Source organism: Nitratifractor sp. (assembly GCF_015487065.1).
In the GTDB taxonomy this organism is placed as follows: domain Bacteria; phylum Campylobacterota; class Campylobacteria; order Campylobacterales; family Sulfurovaceae; genus Nitratifractor.
Map to the genome: position 1 here is coordinate 1 of NZ_WFQN01000023.1, position 15,503 is coordinate 15,503.

Here is a 15,503-nt window from a genome sequence, read left to right on the forward strand (position 1 = left end):
ACAGAGCCCCCGTGGCCTGAAACCAGGCATAGTGGCCGATCCAGGGGATCATCTGCAGATAGGAGGCAACGAAGTGTTCGAAGGGGTTCCAGAAGAGCCACAAAACGACGATCCAGAAGAGGAAGGACCCCAGCCCCACCTTGAGGATGAACCCCAGAACCGAAGGACTCAGGATGTCGCGGAACGTTCGTGTGATAATCTGTGTGAAGCTCATAGTAATCCTCTTTTGAGTTAATAGTTGAGAGTGAATAGTAGGGGTAGGGTGGGCTCTATGAACCCACCTTCTCCAAGATCCGAAGGTCTTAGACTATCATTTTATCGTTTCCGTCAATCAAAAATTTTATTCGGTGGGCCCGAAGGGCGCCACCCTACATCTTAGTTGCTGGTTCCTCACTATCCCTGTAGTTCTTCATAAACGCTACATACCGTTTCGCCGAGGCGTAGAGTTCCGCCACCTCCTCATCGGTGAGCTGACGGACCACCTTGGCGGGGGAGCCCAGGATCAGGGAACGGGGCGGGAAGACTTTGCCGCCGGTGACCAGGGCCCCGGCGCCGACGATGGACTCCCGGCCGATGACGGCGCCGTCCAGGATCGTGGCGCTCATGCCGATGAGGCAGGCGTCTTCGACGGTGCAACCATGCAGCATTACCCGGTGGCCTACCGTGACATCGTTACCGATGATGGTGGGATGCCCGTCGCTTTTGTCGGGCTGTTTGTAGTGGGTGACATGGATCATGCTCAGATCCTGGATATTGGTGCGGTCCCCGATGCGGATATGATGCACATCACCGCGTATCACGCAGCCGAACCAGACGGAGGAGTCCTCTCCCAGCTCTACGTCACCGATGACGGTCGCACCGGGAGCGATCCAGCTGCCTTTTGCCAAGTTGGGGGAGAGGCCCTGGTAGTTCAGGATTCGCGGCATTGTTTCTCCTTGGAAAGTTATTTTGGGCTACGCCCAGTCATTTGGTAGTCATTTATGGTCATTGAGGCAGGTTTGCCCAATCGCCTGCAAGTTAACGTGCAAAATGACCTCCTCTCTTTTGCGGGAATGAATTCCCGCTTCCAAAAATGCGTGTCGCGAAGCGACGCCCCAAAACTTCCAGCTACTCGTTACTCGTTCCTTGTTACTAGTTATGTCAACTCTCTTTCAAAAGCTTTTCCGCCAGCCGTTTGACGTAGTTGCTGCCCTTGCTGCTGTCGTGCTTGCGGGTCCGGTCGTAGAGTTTGTTGACATACTTCTCCAGGAGCTCCTGGGAGTTGACGGGGCGTTCGCCTTCCCGGGGGCGGACTTCGGCGTAGTTTCCGTCGCTTTGGAGGATCCAGCGGAGCTGGTTGTCCGCCAGCTGGAGGCTCAGGATCTGTTCGATCCGTTCGGCCAGATTCTCTTCGAAGATCGGGGTCATCAGTTCGATGCGCCGGTCCAGGTTCCGGGGCATCAGATCGGCGCTGGAGATGTAGCAGCCCGGTTCGTCGTGTTTGAACCAGTAGATCCGCGGATGCTCCAGGTATTTGCCGATGATGGAGGAGACAGTGATGTTGTCGCTAACCCCTGCCACTCCGGGGCGGAGACAGCAGATTCCCCGGATGATCAGGTCGATCTTGCACCCCTTTTGGCTCGCCTTGTAGAGCGCCCGGATGATCTCGGGATGGGCCAGGGAGTTGGCCTTGAGGATCATATGCCCCTCGCTGCCATGGGCCGCCTCCTGCTCGATCAGTTTGAGCAGCTTCTGCTTGATCTGCAGCGGGGACATATAGAGAGCCTGGAGCTTGGCGTAGGCGGAGAAGCCGGTGAGAAAGTGGAAGAAACGGGTGGCGTCGCTGTTGAAATCCTTGCGGGCGGTGAAGTAGCTGATATCGGTATAGATTTTGGCGGTGCCGGGGTTGTAGTTGCCGGTGGCCAGGTGGAGGTAGCTCTTGAGCTGTCCGTTTCGGCGTTTGAGGACCTGGGCGATCTTGGCGTGGACCTTGAGGCCGGGGATCCCGTAGACGACGTGGGCCCCCGCCTCCTCCAGACGCTTGGCCCATCGGAGGTTGTTCTCCTCGTCGAAACGGGCTTTGAGCTCCACCAGGACCGTGACCTGTTTGCCGTCCTGGGCCGCGTCGATGAGCGCTTTGACGATGGGAGATTTGGTCCCGACCCGGTAGAGGGTCATGCGGATCGCCAGGGTCTCGGGATCGGCGGCGGCTTGCTGGATGAATTTGACCACCGGCTCGAAGCTTTCGTAGGGGTGGTAGAGGAGACTGTCCTGCTGCTCGATGGCGCTGAAAATCTCTTCCTTGTCGAAAGGGGGCAGAGTTTTGGGAGTGTAGCCCGGGAGCAGGAGATGGGCCAGGGACTTCTCGCCGACGATCTGCCAGAGGGCCCCCAGGTTGAGGGGAATGGAGCGGTAGTAGTAGATATCTCCGGTCTCGACATGAAGGTGGCTGTTGAGAAACTCCACCAGGTCCGCATCGGCATCGCCGGTGAGTTCCAGTCGGACGATCTGCCCCTTGTTACGGCTGCGCAGCCCCTCCTCCATCATCTCCAGGAAGTCGTCCGCCTCCTCCTCTTCGATGGCCAGGTCGGCATTGCGGGTGACCCGGAAGGGGGTGCTGGCGATCTCGCTGTAGCCGGGGAAAAGATCTCCGATGAAATGTTCCACGAGGCTCTCGATGGGGACAAAGGTGTGATCGGCTTTGAGGAAGCGGGGGAGAAGCCTTGGGATGCGTACCAGCCCGTGCTTGATATTCCCCTCCCGGTCCTGGAGCTTGACCGCCAGGCCGAAGCTGAGGTTGTTGAGGTGGGGGAAGGGGTGGGTGGCGTCGATGGCGATGGGGATGATGACGGGATAGATCTCTTCGTAAAAGATCTCCCGAAGCTTCTCCTGGAGCGAGGGATCCAGCTCGGCAAAGGGGCGGATGCGGACGCCTTCATTCTCGAGTTCCGCAGTGATGGTGTTGTAACGCGTTTCGAGCTCCTGCTTCTCGGTATGCAGATACTCCCGGATCGCCGCCAGCTGCTCGGCGGGGGTGAGCCGGTCGGGGCCGGTCTCCTGGATGCCGGCTTTGTAGAGGGAGATGAGTCCGGCGACTCGGACCATATAAAATTCGTCCAGGTTGGTCCCGTAGATAGCGATGAATTTGAGCCGCTCGAGAGGGGGCAGCTCCCCTTTGCGGGTCTGAGCCAGGACCCGGGTGTTGAACTGGAGCCAGGAGAGCTCGCGGTTGATGTAGAGGGAAGGGTCTTTGAGATCCATGGGATAATCCTCTCAATTGAATTGAGAGGATTATAGTTAATAGTTAATAATTAATAGTTAATAGTTTCGGTTTGCATTGCTTATTGAGAGATTGTGAAAATCAAAGCTTTTTGATTTTTGCAATCTCGTCCCTGAGTCTCGCCGCCTCTTCGAACTCCAGTTTCTTCGCCGCTTCGAGCATTTTGGCCTTGAGTTCTTTGATGATCCGTTGGCGTTCGGCTTTGGGCATTTTGTCCATTTTGCTGTGGCGGTTGTAGAGTTCACCGGGCTCGGCGACTTTGAGATCGGTGTCGAGTTCCCGGACGGTGGTCTGGGGGGTGATGCCGTGGCGTCGGTTGTATTCGATCTGCTTCTGCCGTCGGGCCTGGGTGGTCTCGATACAGGCCTGCATGGAGGGGGTGATCTTTTTGGCGTACATCAGGACCCGGCCGTGGACGTTCCTCGCGGCGCGTCCGGCGGTCTGGATCAGGGCGGTTTCGCTACGCAGGAAGCCCTCTTTGTCGGCATCCAGGATCGCCACCAGGCTCACCTCGGGCAGGTCCAGCCCCTCCCGCAGGAGGTTGATCCCCACCAGCACGTCGAACTCCCCCAGGCGAAGGCTGCGGATGATCTGGTTGCGTTCGATGGCGTCCAGATCCGAATGCATATATTTCACCCGCAGGCCCAGGTCGTTGTAGTAGGTGGTGAGCTCCTCGGCCATCTTTTTAGTGAGCACCGTCACCAGGACCCGCTCGCCCCGCTCGACGACCTCCTTGATCCGGTCGTGGAGGTCGGCCACCTGGTTCTCGCTGTCACGCACCTCGATCTCGGGATCCAGGAGCCCCGTGGGGCGCACCACCTGCTCGGCGACGACGGCGGAGTGTTCCATCTCCCACTCGCCCGGCGTGGCGGAGACAAAGAGATAGTGGGGGGCCTTGTCGATATACTCTTCGAATTTCAGCGGCCGGTTGTCCAGAGCGCTCGGCAGCCGGAAGCCGTACTCGACCAGCACCTCCTTGCGGCTCCGGTCGCCGGCATACATTCCCCGAAACTGCGGCAGGCTCACGTGGGATTCGTCCACGATCACCAGGTAATCCTTGTGCATCGCTTCGAAGTAGTCCAGCAGCGAGTAGGGGGTCTCGCCCGGTTTTTTGCCTGTCAGGTGGCGGGAGTAGTTTTCGATCCCTTTGCAGACCCCGGTGGTCTCCATCATCTCCAGGTCGAACTCGGTGCGCTGTTTGAGGCGGTTGTACTCCACCATCCGCCCCTCCCGCTCGTAGAACTTCAACCGCTCCGCCAGCTCCTCTTCGATGCTCTTGATGGCGTGGGCCATTTTCTCCTGGCCCACGATGAACTGGTTGGCGCTGTAGAGGGTGAACTCTTTGAGCTCGGCCACCTTTTCACCGGTGAGGGCGTCGAAACTGTGGATGCTCTCCACCTCGTCCCCGAAAAATTCGATCCGGTAGGCCAGCTCTTCGCTGTAGGCGGGGTAGATGTCGATCACTTCGCCGCCCACGCGGAAATCCCCCCGGTCGAAAAAGTCGTCGTTGCGCCGGTAGCCCATCTCCACGAATTTGAGCAGAAGTTCCCGCTGATTGTACTCCTCACCCACGACGATCTTCTGGACGATGCTGCGGTACTCTTCGGGGCTTCCCAGGCCGTAGTTGGCGCTGACGGAGGCAATGACGATCACGTCGTCGTGGCTGAGCAGGCTCGCCGTGGCACTCAGACGCAGCCGCTCCAGCTCGGCGTTGATGGAGCTGTCCTTTTCGATGAAGAGATCCTGACGGGGGATGTAGGCTTCGGGCTGGTAGTAGTCGTAGTAGCTGATGAAGTATTCGACATGGTTGTTGGGGAAGAAGCTTCTGAATTCGCTGTAGAGCTGGGCTGCCAGGGTTTTGTTGTGGGTCATGATCAGCGTGGGGCGTTGGGTCTTTTCGATGATGCGGGCCATGGTGTGGGTCTTGCCCGACCCGGTGACGCCCAGCAGTGTCTGGTAGCGGTTGCCCGCCTCGATGGAGGCGCTGAGTTTTTCGATGGCTTCGGGTTGATCCCCGGCGGGAGCGTAGGGGGCTTTGACTTTGAACAAGGGTTTCCTTTGGAAGAATTAATAGTTAATAATTAACAGTTAATAATTTTGCTTGGCGATTCTTTGAATCGCTTCTCATTGTTTTTTTGTTGAGTTGATGATGGAGGTTAGGAGCCTGAGCGATTCGAGATTATCTTTTTCCATGCTTTCGTAGGCTCCACGTTCAATGTATCCGGTATCCTTCAGCAGTCGAAGCCAATAATGGGTTTCGTTTGCTTCTTTGATAGCGATTTGAAGCTTGTTGACAAAATCTGCCCGGGATTGGGCATATTTCGCTTCGCTGACCAAGGCTCCTATGGCTGTGCCACTCCGCAGGACTTGCCGGCTAAGGACATATTCTTTCTTTTCGGCATGTAAGAATTGGCTTAACCGGACAATGCGCACCGCAAAAGCATAACTCTTCTCCTGCAGTGGATTTTCCCCGGCCATTTCAAAACTCCATCCAACCAGCTTTTCGCTATTATAACAAATAGCGTTGCTTCAGCAACGCTTACCATAACTATTAATTGTTAACTATTAATTATTAACTGAAAAGGATTTCTATGAGTGCACTGGACAGATTGAAAGAAAAAGTCGAAGGGTGGAAAAGCCGGATCGCCGAACTGGAGGCAGAAGCGGAGGCCCTGCGCAATGCCAACAAAGACCTGACAACCCAGCTGCAGGCGTGTCAGGAAGGAAGCAGCCAGGAGCTAGAGACGCTGCGGGGAGAGACCGCTGCTCTGGCGAGTCAGCTCGAGGCCAAAGAGGAGACCATCGCCGCCCTCCGGGCCGAACTGGAGACCAAGGACGCCGAGATCGAAGCGATCATCGCCAAGGTCGAGGCTCTGCTGGAATAGCGGGTGCTATTCCAACAGGTGAATGATGAATGGTGAATGGTGAATGATTTTGGATGGCGTTGCCCTGCAACGCTTACAAAAATTATTAACTATTAATTATTAACTATTAATTTTTTCCGAAGGAAAACAATGAGAGACCTCGCCCTGACCATCAACGGCATCCGTTTCAAAGCCAAAAATCTCGACGACGAGTTCGCCGCCCATGTGGAGAAACTGCTGGAGGAGTCCGACATCCACAGCAATCGGGATAATGCCGCGGAGAAGCTCTTCCTCGCCTATCTTCGTTTGGCGGCCCAGAACTACAACTATGAAAAAGAGATCGAAGGAATTATAGAGGAGTAAGGGCGGCGTTTTGTCATTTTGAACTTGATTTAAAATCTGTGACGTTATGACTTTTGAAAATTCCTAAAAATAATCTTTTCCTCGTTATCCTGAACTTGAGGATCCACTGTTGGATCCTGGGTTAGGCTCGGAATGACGGAAATTTCAGGAGAGCGATTCAAAGAGCCGTGAAGTATCCGGTTCTTTTAGGCGTGGCGTTTGATACTCCGTTTCCAGAAATCGTTACACTTTTCTCCCTCTTTTAACGTGAAAGATCCCACCTCGATCTCTATTTTGTCTTTCTCTTTTTCAAAACGTTTGTTTAGCAATGTATGGATGCGCTTGACCGCCATCTCCGCCCCTTCCTGGTCGGTATTGGGCATGAGGATGAAAAAGGTATCGTCCTGAATGCGACAAACCACATCACTGAGCCGCGTCGTCTCCTTGAGGACGTCGCCGAGTTTTGTGAGGATCTTGGCATAAACTTCGACACGGTGTCCCGGTATTTTTTTGACATCGATACGCGTGGTTGAGAGGGGGCGTTCGCTTCGCTCCGCTTGGGCACAAAGCTGGGTCAGACTCAAGCGACAATACTCCCGGTCATGCAGCCCCTCCTCCGGACTGTGGACAATTCCTTTGCAGACCTGATGATACATATAGTAACGGACGACATAGACCAAGAGGAGCAGGAGGATGACACTCAGGATCATCGTCAGGAACATCTTGTTTCGGATCGAAGTGAAGGTAAGCGTGTTGAGCCGCTCGACGGCAAAGGTCAACGATCGAGCCTCCGTCCAACACTGCAAAGCTTTCTCCCGGCTGGGAGATTGCTTCAGATCTTTCCAACATTGCAATAGCGATTCATAATCTTTCAGGGGAGTCGAATTCCCTACATAATAGGGGCTGCCATCGTTTTGGACAAACCAGGATCGGTCATCCTTGAGCGTACGATCAATACGTTGAATCAGTATCTTCTGTCTCTGGGAGTCGGGGGTCAGCGCCATCTCCAGCATGTCTCCTCCACTGCGTGCCGTATCCCGCACGACCTTCTCACATGAGACAAAATTTCCCATCTGGTGATAGACGATATACATACCGATCGGCATCAGAAGGATACCGACATAAAGTACCCATGTTACTCGATAAATTGACCAAAGTTTTTTAATGGAGTCCATTCTTTTCCTTTGTTATAGGCTGAGTCTGCTTCCGTGCAGCGGGATAGGAAAACGGCCGCTATCAATCAGGCTACGCAATCGATCGCATTCATCGCTGCTGCTTCCGTTGGTTTCCAATACCAGAGTTTCGGTTGGAGTATTCTGTCCCTCGATTTTTAAAACGAGGCAGTTATTGACGCCCCCCCAATGGATATTCAGCGTCGGCGTGCCGGCCACCTGAGAAGCCACCCCGTGATTGACCATCGTGGCTATGGCGTCGGACATACGACTCAGATCCGTCTCTGTTTGCCCTTTGGCGACGGCATAGGATGCGATGTCTGTCGCCGCAACCATCGTATTGTGGGCAATAGTCGACATCTTGGCGTCATCTCTCGTCGCGGCGAGTTTCGGGAAAGCTGTCGCTGCCAAAATCCCTATTATCAGGATAACAAAAATCAATTCTATCTGAGAAAAAGCACTCTTCATCTTTCTCCTGCCTTTTTCTTTGATCATAATATTTATAACGAATATAAACTTAAATAAAAGCATAGAAATAAAAGAAATATGAATTCTTCTCCCAAATAGTTTTTTAAGGAAGAATTGATTATACTACTGATGTAGTGTGGATTTTACCCTCACTCGAATTGATTTTTTAAGGAGTTCTCTATGAGACGCGGTTTTACTATGATTGAATTGATCTTCGTGATCGTAATTATCGGAATCTTGGCAGCTGTAGCCATCCCCAAACTGGCAGCGACCCGGGATGACGCGAAAGCTGTCAAAGCGGTACAGAACCTGGCTACCTGTGTATCTGATATCGGTGCTGGTTATACTGCACGGGGTGTAGAAGACAACGGAACAGCATCCTGTACGCAAGTTGCCAAGGAAGGCTGTTTCAAGGTCGATCCTCTTGCAAGCGGAAGTGTGACAACAGGTCAGACAACAACCGATGGAAATATCACGGTAACCAGCCTGACAACAAACACTGCGACATGGTGTAAGAACGCTCAAACCATGGCACAGGATCAAAACCTCTCCAACGCTTCTGGATATTTGCATAGCTTCGGTGGCTCTCACGTCTCTTTCTAAGCTACTGCTTTATCCATCCTGATCGGTCCGGCAAGGTCCGGTCGGATCTTTCAAAAATTTCCTTTTTTATACTTCAATTTTCTCTTTATCTGCTAAGGTATTTTCCCTTGTACGGCTTTAATGGTTTCCAGTGATCAGATTCAGGCATTTGGAGAATCTCTCTCATTACTTTGGTCCACCATTTGTAGTCTAGATAAAAGTGCATAAACCCAAATTTGCATTAGCCAGCCCGCCATCTGCATCGATCATAGGCGGTATGGAAGACACATCAGACGCACTTTCTACTGCAAAATTTGGAATGATAGGTTTCGGAGAATTCGGGCTAATTCTCTTTTTCGCTGCTCGGAGCGAGACAAAACGCATAAGCCAGTGCCAGAAAAAAAGAACTCTGGGTAAAAAAGTAGATCCCGCCGAAAAGGGCGGTGGCTGTCAATCCCAGGACCATAGTCCATCCAGCCAGATGTACTGCCGAGAGCGAGTTTTGCTTCGTCTGTATCGAGAGATTTTTGAAACCGCTTTTGCAGGCGAGAACAATCAGATAGAGAAAGAGCCCCGCTCCGATGATCCCCCATTCTCCGAGAAACTGAAGAAGAAAGTTGTGGGCATGGATGATTGACGGACTTCGTCCGGGATAGAAAAAGTAGCTTTGGGGACCGTTGCCGATCAACGGGCTCTTTTGCACTTCACGCCAGAGCAGGCGCCAAACATCATCCCTCCCCGAACTGAACTGGTGGAGGGAACGGGCATGGAGGGTCTGTTGAACTTTTACCGGGGTATAGTTTGCATTTTTAGCCGAGATTTTCAGATTGATGATGCTGATCGAGACGAAGAGCAGCAGATAAAATCCTGCCAGAGAAAGTGTTTTGCGCCATCCGATAAAAAAGCCCATAGAGAGAATCCCGACCAGAATTCCCAGAACCGATGCCCTTCCTCCCAGCCAGAAGATCAACCAGAGCATCATGAGAGCCAGGAACCCCCAGAAAAGCTTTCGTCGCCCTATGATCCAAAAGGGAATGGTGGCCAAGACGGCCGTTTCCATCTCGTAGCCTATCCGCCGAATGTTTCCGTTGATTGCCCATCCGTGCCACAGCGGGATCTCGGGAAGCCAGCCGATAGTGGAGAAGTGGAGCTTGACCAGTGCGATAAAAAAATAGAGAAAAACGAGGAAGGAGGAGAAGATCACAGCACCGATCAGCCAACGGACCTTGATCCGGTAGTGCGAAAGGGCATCAAGAAGTACGGCGAAAAATAGAACATGTCCCAACGTCTCTTCGACCCGCATCTGTGCTAGGATGTTCTCCGGTGTATAGTAGTCGGAGAAGAGATAAGAAAGCAGCAGGGTGATCATCCACAAGAGGATGACCCCGAAGACCCGAGCGTCTCTCCTCCAATAATCGGAGAGGATACGCAGGGGTGATCGCCCCAGAAAAGAATAGAGCACAATGAAAGCTGTTTCCATCCAGAAGGTATAGCGGCTCAGGGTATACCAGTATTGAAGATCATTATTCGCCGGACCCGCCGCCAGCCCTACGATCATAATCATTGCGGTAAGAAGGAGTGTGAGCAGTTGATCCTGCCATGTCGACGTTTCGGTTTCCTCCTGTCGTTCCGGCATCGCTTCTCCTTTCTCCTGCAATGAGAGCCAGACTATACAAAAACTACGATAAAATATTAATCATAATAGTAAATGTATGATTGCGGAAGGAAGAGAACAGATTGGGTTTACAGAGTCAGAAAGAGGGTGTATGCGAAGCGGATTTACGATGATCGAACTGATCTTTGCGATTGTCATCATTGGGATTCTGGCGGCCATCGCCATCCCCAAACTTGCGGCGACACGGGTCGATGCCCGTGCTACTCAGGAGGTGCAAAACCTCTCCAACTACATCGAGGATATCGCCACGCACTATATGGGAACCGGTATTGTCGACGGCAACTACAGCAATGTTCAGCTCAGATGTTTTGATGTCAATATCTCGGAAGAGACTACGGGAGAGCGTAAAATATCCATCAATATCACCGCCGGGGGGAGGGACAATGGCAAGGATTATTGTACCCTGGCTCAAAAGATGGCGGAAAGTAATCATCTGACAGGTGCGGCGGCAGGGGTGACCATCGGCGGAAATGTTGTAAGTTATTAAAAGAGAGGGAAGACAATGGCAAAAAGAGAAATATGGAGAAGCGGTTTTACGATGATTGAACTGGTTTTTGTAATTGTGGTGGTGGGGATTTTGTCAGCGATTGCTATTCCGAAATTCGCTGCAACCCGGGATGATGCCATCATCACCAAGGCCAGAACGACAGTCGGAGCCTTGCGTTCGGCAATCAGCATGGAACGGCAAAAGCGGATTCTGGAGGGAAATTTCACCAATGTGACGCTTTCGGAGGCGGTGGGATTGCTGGATTATGGATTGGATAAACGATGGTCAACCAGTGGGAACACCCTGAAATTTACTGCGCCGAACGGGCATAGCTGTAGCTTTGTGCTGCAAAATAACAAACTGGATCGCAATGCCACCAACTGTAACGTTGCCGGGTTGGATACTCTCTAGTTATTTTCCGGATAATGAACAGCCGGACAGATAGAAAAGGAAGGGGCAGAGGGGACGCTCTTCACTCCGGGGCCTCCGTGGAATCCGGACATGAAACGTCTACGGGTGTCTATTATGAAATTGCTTTGCTGCGTTCCGCCGCACCCTATCTGACTTACCGGTATAGATCGGATTTGGAACCGGGTCAGCCGGTGAAGGTTCCGGTGAAAGGAACCCTCAAAGAGGCGGTGGTGCTTCGCTCTGTCGGGGAGCCTGAGTTCGAGACACAGTCGATCACGGAAGTCCTTCCCTACTGTTATCGTCCCTGGCAGATGGAGACGGCACGCTTTATCGCCGAGTATTACTTCTCTTCGTTCGGAGAATCCATTGGACTTTTTCTCCCTTTTCTGCAGAATCAAGAGGTTGACAATCGAAACAATCCTCCCGAAAATCTATCCATTGAAGAATTGCCACAACTGAGTCCGGCCCAGAAACAAGCCTACGAAGCTCTGAATAAAGAGCAGAATGCTCTGCTATTCGGTGTGACAGGTGCCGGCAAGACTGAGCTCTATATCCACCGGATGGCCGAGAAGCTGGCAGAGGGTAAAAGCTGCATCCTTCTGATGCCGGAGATCGCTCTGACCCCTCAGATGGAGAAGCGGCTCAAACGTTATTTCGGTGAGCGCGTCGCTCTCTGGCACTCCCGCCTAAGAAAAAAGAAAAAAGAGGAAATACTTGAGGGGATTTACGAGGGGCGTATCCGCATCGTCGCCGGGGCCCGTTCGGCGCTTTTTGTTCCGTTGGAGGATCTGGGGCTTATCATCGTGGATGAGGAACACGATGATAGCTACAAAGCGATGACCCGTCCCCGCTATCATGCCCGGGATCTGGCGGTCTATCTGGGGCAAAAGATCGGGGCGCAGGTCTGGCTGGCCAGCGCCACTCCCAGTGTCACCAGCTATGTCCGCTTTCCTGTGATTCGCCTCAAAGAGCCCTATATCCAGACCGAAAAAACCTATCGTTTTGTCGGCGGTGATACCCTGAACGCCCCGATCCTCAAAGCCCTGGAAGAGAACTATCGTTGGGGAGAGCAGAGCCTGGTCTTCGTCCCGACCCGGGCCAATTTCAAATATCTCTGGTGCGAAAACTGCGGGCGGACCCACCAGTGCCCCTACTGCTCCGTGGGAATGAGCCTGCACCGTCGTCGGCGCCATCTGCGCTGCCACCACTGCAACTATACCGAGCCGATCCGGGAGAGTTGTGCCGAGTGCGGCCATACCCCCCTCAAAAGCGACCGGATCGGTACCGAGGAGGCGATGGAGATCATCGAACGGGCGATCCCCGGGATCCGGATCGAGCAGTTCGACAAAGATGCCATCACCACCCCGGGCAAGCTGGAGAAGGCCCTCAAACGGATCGAATCGGGAGAGAGCGACGTGATCGTGGGAACCCAGATGCTCAGCAAAGGCCACGACTACCCCAACATCACCCTCAGCGTCATCACGGGACTGGACTATCTCCTGGGCTTGGGGGACTACCGGGCGAGAGAACGGGCGGTGGCCCTGCTGCACCAGATCGCGGGACGCAGCGGACGGAGCAAGGATGCGAAGATCCTGATCCAGAGCGCTCAGGCCGAGACCTTCGCCCCCTGGCTGGACGATTATGAACCCTTTTTGAAAGAGGAGTCGGAGTTCCGACGGCTTGGGAACTATCCCCCCTTCGCCCATCTGGCCCGGGTGCTCATCGCCCGCAAAGAGGAAGATACTGCGGCGGCCAAAACCGCGGAATTGGCAGAAAGGCTGAAGTGTTACGAGGGGATCGAAATCGTCGGCTACGGCCCGGCCCCGCTGGAACGGATCGCCGGGAAGTACCGCTACACGGTCCTGCTGCGGGCGGCCCGACGCACCGACCTGCTGCGGGCACTGCACGCCGTGGCTGAGCGGGGAGTGGAGATCGACATGGATCCTGTGGAATTTTCGTAGAAAATTCCACAGGATCCCGATGAATGGTTAATGGTTAATGGTTAATGGTGAAGGGTTTTGGTATGCTTTTCTGCGAAAAGCTTATATCTTTGATTGGTGAGAAATAAGAGTGGGGCAAATGCAGACGAATATTGAAGAGTTGAGTTATCGCTTTGCATTGCGCATTGTGAAGCTGAATGAAGCGCTTCAACGTCACCAGCATTATGTTCTATCAAAACAGATACTTCGCTCCGGTACTGCGATCGGTGCACTGGCAGCGGAAGCACAATATGCCCAATCAAAGCCTGATTTTATCCACAAACTCCAAATCGCATTGAAAGAAGCCAACGAAACGAGATACTGGCTGAGATTACTGTATGATAGCAATTATGTCGAAGAGGATGTTTTCTACAGTCTATTGTCAGAGCTTGAGAGTATCATTCGTATCTTGACACGTATCATCAATACCAGCAAAAAGAGACTTAAATGACTAGAATAATAATGAAAAACGTTGCATTGCAACGTTTCCGAAACCATTCACCATTCACCATTCACCATTCACCTTTGTCATCGGAGTTCCTCCGATGACAAAACGTTATCCCACCAAAAAGATCTACGTCGGTGATGTGCCTGTGGGCGGGGATGCGCCCATTTCGGTGCAGTCGATGACCTTTACCAATACCCGGGATGTGGAGGCGACGGTGGAGCAGATCAATCGGCTCCATTTCGCCGGATGCGATATCGTCCGGGTGGCGGTGCCGGATATGGAGGATGCTCTGGCACTCAAAGAGATTGTCAGCCGTGTCAATCTACCCGTTGTCGCCGATATACACTTCAATTACCGACTGGCGCTCGAAGCGGCCAAATGGGTGGACTGTATCCGCTTCAACCCCGGTAATATCGGAGAGAAGAGCCGGATCAAAGAGATTGTCAAGGCTTGTCAGGAACGTCAACTGCCTGTCCGGGTCGGCGTCAACGCCGGAAGTCTGGAGAAGGAGTTCGAAGATCGCTACGGGGCGACGGCGGAGGGGATGGTGGCTAGTGCGGAGTACAACATCAAGTACCTTGAAGACCTGGGGTTTACCGATATCAAGGTTTCGCTTAAAGCCAGTGATGTGGAACGCACCGTGGAGGCCTATCGGGTGCTGCGCCCCCGGAACAACTATCCTTTCCATCTGGGAGTGACGGAAGCGGGGACCCTCTTTCACGCTACGGTCAAATCGGCCATCGGGATCGGTTCGTTGTTGCTGGACGGCATCGGGGATACGATCCGAGTCTCCATCACCGGAGAGCTGGAGAAGGAGATCGAAGTGGGCCGGGCCATTATCAAAGATGCCGGACGGGCCCAAGAGGGGCTCAATATCATCTCCTGCCCCACCTGCGGCCGGATCGAAGCGGACCTGGTCAGCGCCGTAGCGGAAGTGGAGCGGCGCACCGCCCACATCAAAACGCCTCTCAACGTCTCGGTCATGGGTTGCGTAGTCAACGCCATCGGCGAAGCTAAACACGCCGATGTGGCGATCGCCTACGGCAAGGGGGTCGGCCTGGTGATGGTCAAAGGAGAGGTGGTAGCCCGACTGCCTGAAGCCGAGCTGGTGGACCGGTTTGTCGAAGAAGTTGAGCGGTTGGCTCAACTTCAGAGTGAATAATTAATAATTAATAGTTAATAATTGAGGTATGCTTTTCTATCGAAAAGCTTTTATTGAAAAGGAGAGTTTTGCAAAGCAAAACATACATTAATTCCTCATTCCTCATTCCTCATTCCTCATTTTTTCCATCACAAGGAGTCTTGTGATGGAAAATCTCTACAACCTCAATATCGAACGTGCCGTACTTTCGGCGATCATCTTCGATCCGGGGATCTTCGAGGAGGTGGCGTCTCGTCTCAAGCCTGAGGATTTTTATCACCCCTTTCATCAGCACCTTTTCGCGGCGATGGAGCGGCTCTCCATGGCCGAACGGCCTATCGACGAAGAGTTCCTGCGTAAGGAGCTGGAGAAGGCCGGGAAGTTTGATGAGGTGGCGATGGTGGAGGTGCTCTCCGCCAACCCCATTACCGATACCAAAGCCTACATCGAAGAGATCAAAGCTCTGGCGGCCAAACGCTCTCTGGTGACGCTGGCGACGGAGATCAAAAAGCTCACCATCGAAGAGAGCCTGGAGGCGATGGAGGTGATGGACCGGGTGGAGCAGAAGCTCTACGAGATCACCCAGGAGAGTGTCAGCGAGGATTTCCGCCCCTCCCAGGAGATCACCGTCTCGATGATCCAGGAGATCGAACGGCTCAAGGCCATGGGCAACTC

General features: G+C 53.2%; 16 protein-coding genes and 1 pseudogene. 9 read left to right on the top strand and 8 right to left on the bottom strand.

The features are described 5' to 3' along the window. From F8I07_RS01095 to F8I07_RS01115, 5 genes and pseudogenes are all read right to left on the bottom strand, one after another. Positions 1 to 214: pseudogene (locus tag F8I07_RS01095) on the bottom strand (hypothetical protein); the annotation flags it as partial. Between the two features lie 154 nt (positions 215 to 368). After that, complete coding sequence (locus F8I07_RS01100) at positions 369 to 926, bottom strand: gamma carbonic anhydrase family protein (protein ID WP_292654619.1); 558 nt, start codon at positions 924 to 926, stop codon at positions 369 to 371. 214 nt (positions 927 to 1,140) lie between these two features. Next, positions 1,141 to 3,240 (bottom strand): RNA degradosome polyphosphate kinase, encoded by a 2,100-nt coding sequence (locus F8I07_RS01105; RefSeq protein WP_292654623.1) that lies wholly within the window; start codon positions 3,238 to 3,240, stop codon positions 1,141 to 1,143. Positions 3,241 to 3,340: 100 nt separating this feature from the next. Beyond that, positions 3,341 to 5,308, bottom strand: a complete 1,968-nt coding sequence (gene uvrB, locus F8I07_RS01110) for an excinuclease ABC subunit UvrB (RefSeq protein WP_292654626.1) — start codon at positions 5,306 to 5,308, stop codon at positions 3,341 to 3,343. 75 nt (positions 5,309 to 5,383) lie between these two features. Beyond that, positions 5,384 to 5,737: a four helix bundle protein gene (locus F8I07_RS01115; protein WP_292654629.1), complete on the bottom strand. Its 354-nt coding sequence runs from the start codon at positions 5,735 to 5,737 to the stop codon at positions 5,384 to 5,386. Positions 5,738 to 5,850: 113 nt separating this feature from the next. Between F8I07_RS01115 and F8I07_RS01120 the strand changes: the two genes are divergently transcribed. Together F8I07_RS01120 and F8I07_RS01125 are read left to right on the top strand one after the other, a co-directional pair. Beyond that, positions 5,851 to 6,144, top strand: a complete 294-nt coding sequence (locus F8I07_RS01120) for a hypothetical protein (RefSeq protein WP_292654632.1) — start codon at positions 5,851 to 5,853, stop codon at positions 6,142 to 6,144. 129 nt (positions 6,145 to 6,273) lie between these two features. Next, positions 6,274 to 6,486: a hypothetical protein gene (locus F8I07_RS01125; protein ID WP_292654634.1), complete on the top strand. Its 213-nt coding sequence runs from the start codon at positions 6,274 to 6,276 to the stop codon at positions 6,484 to 6,486. A gap of 185 nt (positions 6,487 to 6,671) precedes the next feature. On the opposite strand, the gene F8I07_RS01130 is transcribed toward F8I07_RS01125, so the two are convergent. Further along, positions 6,672 to 7,571, bottom strand: coding sequence for a diguanylate cyclase (locus tag F8I07_RS01130; RefSeq protein ID WP_292654637.1), 900 nt, complete (start codon positions 7,569 to 7,571; stop codon positions 6,672 to 6,674). Positions 7,572 to 7,652: 81 nt separating this feature from the next. Further along, positions 7,653 to 8,105 (bottom strand): type II secretion system protein, encoded by a 453-nt coding sequence (locus tag F8I07_RS01135; protein WP_292654641.1) that lies wholly within the window; start codon positions 8,103 to 8,105, stop codon positions 7,653 to 7,655. A 180-nt stretch (positions 8,106 to 8,285) separates the two neighbouring features. On the opposite strand from F8I07_RS01135, the gene F8I07_RS01140 reads away from it, so the two are divergent. After that, a complete protein-coding gene (locus F8I07_RS01140; RefSeq protein WP_292654644.1) occupies positions 8,286 to 8,708 on the top strand; it encodes a prepilin-type N-terminal cleavage/methylation domain-containing protein in 423 nt (140 codons plus the stop codon). Positions 8,709 to 9,030: 322 nt separating this feature from the next. Here F8I07_RS01140 and F8I07_RS01145 read toward each other — a convergent pair whose 3' ends face one another. Then, complete coding sequence (locus F8I07_RS01145; RefSeq protein WP_292654646.1) at positions 9,031 to 10,323, bottom strand: O-antigen ligase family protein; 1,293 nt, start codon at positions 10,321 to 10,323, stop codon at positions 9,031 to 9,033. Positions 10,324 to 10,453: 130 nt separating this feature from the next. Here F8I07_RS01145 and F8I07_RS01150 point away from each other — a divergent pair, with 130 nt between their 5' ends. The 6 genes from F8I07_RS01150 to F8I07_RS01175 form a co-directional block, all read left to right on the top strand. Beyond that, entirely contained in the window at positions 10,454 to 10,849 is a 396-nt protein-coding gene (locus tag F8I07_RS01150) for a prepilin-type N-terminal cleavage/methylation domain-containing protein (protein WP_292654648.1), read from the top strand. Between the two features lie 15 nt (positions 10,850 to 10,864). Next, positions 10,865 to 11,260 (top strand): type II secretion system protein, encoded by a 396-nt coding sequence (locus F8I07_RS01155; protein WP_292654651.1) that lies wholly within the window; start codon positions 10,865 to 10,867, stop codon positions 11,258 to 11,260. A 77-nt stretch (positions 11,261 to 11,337) separates the two neighbouring features. Further along, the gene (locus tag F8I07_RS01160) at positions 11,338 to 13,221 is read left to right on the top strand and encodes a primosomal protein N' (RefSeq protein WP_292654654.1); all 1,884 of its coding nucleotides are present in this window, start codon (positions 11,338 to 11,340) and stop codon (positions 13,219 to 13,221) included. A gap of 118 nt (positions 13,222 to 13,339) precedes the next feature. Continuing rightward, on the top strand, positions 13,340 to 13,690 hold the full coding sequence (locus tag F8I07_RS01165) for a four helix bundle protein (RefSeq protein WP_292654657.1): 351 nt from the start codon (positions 13,340 to 13,342) through the stop codon (positions 13,688 to 13,690). A 94-nt stretch (positions 13,691 to 13,784) separates the two neighbouring features. Continuing rightward, entirely contained in the window at positions 13,785 to 14,849 is a 1,065-nt protein-coding gene (gene ispG / locus F8I07_RS01170; protein ID WP_292654659.1) for a flavodoxin-dependent (E)-4-hydroxy-3-methylbut-2-enyl-diphosphate synthase, read from the top strand. Positions 14,850 to 14,994: 145 nt separating this feature from the next. After that, positions 14,995 to 15,503, top strand: a 509-nt coding sequence (locus tag F8I07_RS01175; RefSeq protein WP_292654661.1) for a DnaB-like helicase N-terminal domain-containing protein, incomplete at its 3' end; no start/stop codon positions are given.

Bases quoted from the DNA above. Each gene is read 5' to 3' on its own strand.
- F8I07_RS01100 (WP_292654619.1), bottom strand. From the start codon at position 926: ATGCCGCGAATCCTGAACTACCAGGGCCTCTCCCCCAACTTGGCAAAA.
- F8I07_RS01105 (WP_292654623.1), bottom strand. From the start codon at position 3,240: ATGGATCTCAAAGACCCTTCCCTCTACATCAACCGCGAGCTCTCCTGG.
- F8I07_RS01115 (WP_292654629.1), bottom strand. From the start codon at position 5,737: ATGGCCGGGGAAAATCCACTGCAGGAGAAGAGTTATGCTTTTGCGGTG.
- F8I07_RS01120 (WP_292654632.1), top strand. From the start codon at position 5,851: ATGAGTGCACTGGACAGATTGAAAGAAAAAGTCGAAGGGTGGAAAAGC.
- F8I07_RS01125 (WP_292654634.1), top strand. From the start codon at position 6,274: ATGAGAGACCTCGCCCTGACCATCAACGGCATCCGTTTCAAAGCCAAA.
- F8I07_RS01130 (WP_292654637.1), bottom strand. From the start codon at position 7,571: ATGCCGATCGGTATGTATATCGTCTATCACCAGATGGGAAATTTTGTC.
- F8I07_RS01135 (WP_292654641.1), bottom strand. From the start codon at position 8,105: ATGAAGAGTGCTTTTTCTCAGATAGAATTGATTTTTGTTATCCTGATA.
- F8I07_RS01140 (WP_292654644.1), top strand. From the start codon at position 8,286: ATGAGACGCGGTTTTACTATGATTGAATTGATCTTCGTGATCGTAATT.
- F8I07_RS01145 (WP_292654646.1), bottom strand. From the start codon at position 10,323: ATGCCGGAACGACAGGAGGAAACCGAAACGTCGACATGGCAGGATCAA.
- F8I07_RS01150 (WP_292654648.1), top strand. From the start codon at position 10,454: ATGCGAAGCGGATTTACGATGATCGAACTGATCTTTGCGATTGTCATC.
- F8I07_RS01155 (WP_292654651.1), top strand. From the start codon at position 10,865: ATGGCAAAAAGAGAAATATGGAGAAGCGGTTTTACGATGATTGAACTG.
- F8I07_RS01165 (WP_292654657.1), top strand. From the start codon at position 13,340: ATGCAGACGAATATTGAAGAGTTGAGTTATCGCTTTGCATTGCGCATT.
- ispG (WP_292654659.1), top strand. From the start codon at position 13,785: ATGACAAAACGTTATCCCACCAAAAAGATCTACGTCGGTGATGTGCCT.